Here is a 1,969-nt window from a genome sequence, read left to right on the forward strand (position 1 = left end):
CTCAGTCGTGACCGTTTGGGGAACGGCTTACGGCGTGCATTCGTTGAGGCCGCCGGATGCTGCATGCCCGACGGATCTTGCCCGCAAGCGGATCCCCGACCGGAACGGCTCCAGTGGCTCGGCGCCCGCTAACGCCGCAGGTCCGGATACTTTCTCTCCTGCGCGGACTGTTTTCGTTATACGGTTTGTTCATGGTCAGTGACGAGCAGATCCAGAAGTGGGCCGACGAGGCTGAAGCCGGCTATGACGTCGGGGAATTGAAGCGCCGCGGACGCGGCCGCCCCGGTCGCGGTGCTGAGCCGATGCAGGTCGTTGCTGTGCGCCTCACGGCCGAGGAGATTGCGGTCCTGGATGAAGTGGCCGAACGAGAGCACCTGTCACGCTCGGAGGCGATCCGCCGCGCCCTGGCTGACTTCGCAGCGTGAAAGTCCACGCCAGCGCCCTGAAGCACGGAGTACTACCCGAGGATGCAGTCCAGGCGGCCGATTGGTGCCTGTGGATCGAACCCATTGAAGAAGACGACTGGCCGCATCGTGAGTTACGGCTCGGCTTCGACACCCAGGCTCGATTGCTTGAGACCGTTGTACTGGTCTTTGAAAGTGGGGAGCAGATGGTGATTCATGCCATGCCCGCCAGGAGGAAATACTGGGAGCTGCTGCCCTAGTCCCAGTCTGGTTCCTGCCGCGCAGCGGCCGCATGCGCCGTTGGGGTCCCAGAGTGGCGTGGCACCAGTGTCCAGCTTGATTGTGGGGCGCTGGACGCTGGCGCCAACCATGTCTCACCGTCGTGGTGCCGTTTCCGCGGCCCCAGACCCAGCCCCAACCCCAGCCGCGATCCGCTGTCGTTCGATGGCGCGATAGACCGTCGAGCGACCGACGCCGAAGAGTTCACCGACCTCGAGGATGCTGTACTGGCCACTGTGAACCAGCGAGACCAGATGTGCCTCTTGGCGACGGTTCAGCTTCGGTTGCTTGCCCCGTAGACGCCCCTTGGCCCGGGCGACCTTCATCCCCTCACGGGTGCGCAGCCGGACCAGGTCGGATTCAAACTCCGCGACCATGGCCAGCACGTTGAACAGCAGTCGCCCGATGGCGTCGGTGGGGTCATAGACCGACCCGCCCAGCGACAGGCTGATCTGCCGGGCCGTCAGCTCGTCGGCGATCGCCCGGGCATCGGGCACAGACCTGGCCAGACGATCGAGCTTTGTCACCACCAGAGTGTCACCGGCACGACCGGCGGCCAGCGCCTCGCGCAATCCGGGTCGTTCCCGGTTCGTGCCGGTCAGACCGTGGTCAACGTAGACCCGTTCGGGCTCAACGCCCAGGGCGAGTAAAGCATCGCGTTGGGCGGTGAGGTCTTGCTGCTCGGTTGAGCAACGGGCATATCCAATAAGCAGTGCGCCCATGGCGCACCTCCAAAAAGGTTGGCTCGGCCAAGCCCCGAATGGCTGGGCTCGAGGATCGAGCAGCGCTCGACCCTGTCACCCAGCACCTTCCATCACGAGTTCTGCAAGACCCAACGATCCGACCCCCTATGGGGATCCCTCAATGGTGCTGGAATTCTCTACCCGACGACTCCGGCGAACTTTGACCCTGCCCAGGCGGCGTCTCCCAATTCTTTCGGCGTCGCTCTGAAAAACTTGGAGGAAGACACGCATGGCAACGTCGCAGCCTGTGATACGACTGCATGACTGGAGGAGAGCTTATGAGTGACTGGGAGATTGAGATTCCGGAGAATGCGCCGGAGCGCAATCCGGCCGTCGAGGCGATTGAGGCTCGGCTCGAAGCAAGCACGGAGCGGGCGATGCTGGCCCAAGAGTCGATACGTGCGGCCGAACGGGAACTGTCTTCGCTCGTGAAGGAGGCCGTAGCCGCGGGTCAAGTCCCGGGCAGTGGTGTAACGGTCTGATCCTTCGTTGGGGTTGTCAGGCGCTGAGTTCGAGGGTGGTTTCCGGTTCGGTGGTCACCTC

Annotated in this window: 4 protein-coding genes; 3 read left to right on the plus strand and 1 reads right to left on the minus strand. The window is 63.6% G+C overall.

Annotated elements, in window-relative coordinates:
- Window positions 1-191: 191 nt before the first annotated feature.
- The gene (locus AB0333_RS16910) at window positions 192-425 is read left to right on the plus strand and encodes a ribbon-helix-helix protein, CopG family (RefSeq protein ID WP_366219836.1); all 234 of its coding nucleotides are present in this window, start codon (window positions 192-194) and stop codon (window positions 423-425) included.
- Window positions 422-664 carry a toxin gene (locus AB0333_RS16915; protein ID WP_366219837.1) on the plus strand — a complete coding sequence of 81 codons (243 nt, stop codon included), beginning with the start codon at window positions 422-424 and terminating at the stop codon, window positions 662-664. The genes AB0333_RS16910 and AB0333_RS16915 overlap by 4 nt, the downstream gene beginning before the upstream one ends.
- 114 nt (window positions 665-778) lie before the next feature.
- On the opposite strand, the gene AB0333_RS16920 is transcribed toward AB0333_RS16915, so the two are convergent.
- Window positions 779-1,405, minus strand: a complete 627-nt coding sequence (locus AB0333_RS16920) for a recombinase family protein (RefSeq protein WP_366219838.1) — start codon at window positions 1,403-1,405, stop codon at window positions 779-781.
- A 299-nt stretch (window positions 1,406-1,704) separates the two neighbouring features.
- Between AB0333_RS16920 and AB0333_RS16925 the strand changes: the two genes are divergently transcribed.
- On the plus strand, window positions 1,705-1,908 hold the full coding sequence (locus AB0333_RS16925) for a hypothetical protein (RefSeq protein ID WP_366219839.1): 204 nt from the start codon (window positions 1,705-1,707) through the stop codon (window positions 1,906-1,908).
- The last annotated feature ends 61 nt before the right edge of the window (window positions 1,909-1,969 follow it).

The organism is Citricoccus sp. NPDC079358 (assembly GCF_040702545.1).
In the GTDB taxonomy this organism is placed as follows: Bacteria; Actinomycetota; Actinomycetes; order Actinomycetales; family Micrococcaceae; genus Citricoccus.

Excerpts from the sequence above, each read along its gene's own strand:
- AB0333_RS16910 (WP_366219836.1), top strand. The coding sequence starts at position 192 with ATGGTCAGTGACGAGCAGATCCAGAAGTGGGCCGACGAGGCTGAAGCC.
- AB0333_RS16920 (WP_366219838.1), bottom strand. The coding sequence starts at position 1,405 with ATGGGCGCACTGCTTATTGGATATGCCCGTTGCTCAACCGAGCAGCAA.
- AB0333_RS16925 (WP_366219839.1), top strand. The coding sequence starts at position 1,705 with ATGAGTGACTGGGAGATTGAGATTCCGGAGAATGCGCCGGAGCGCAAT.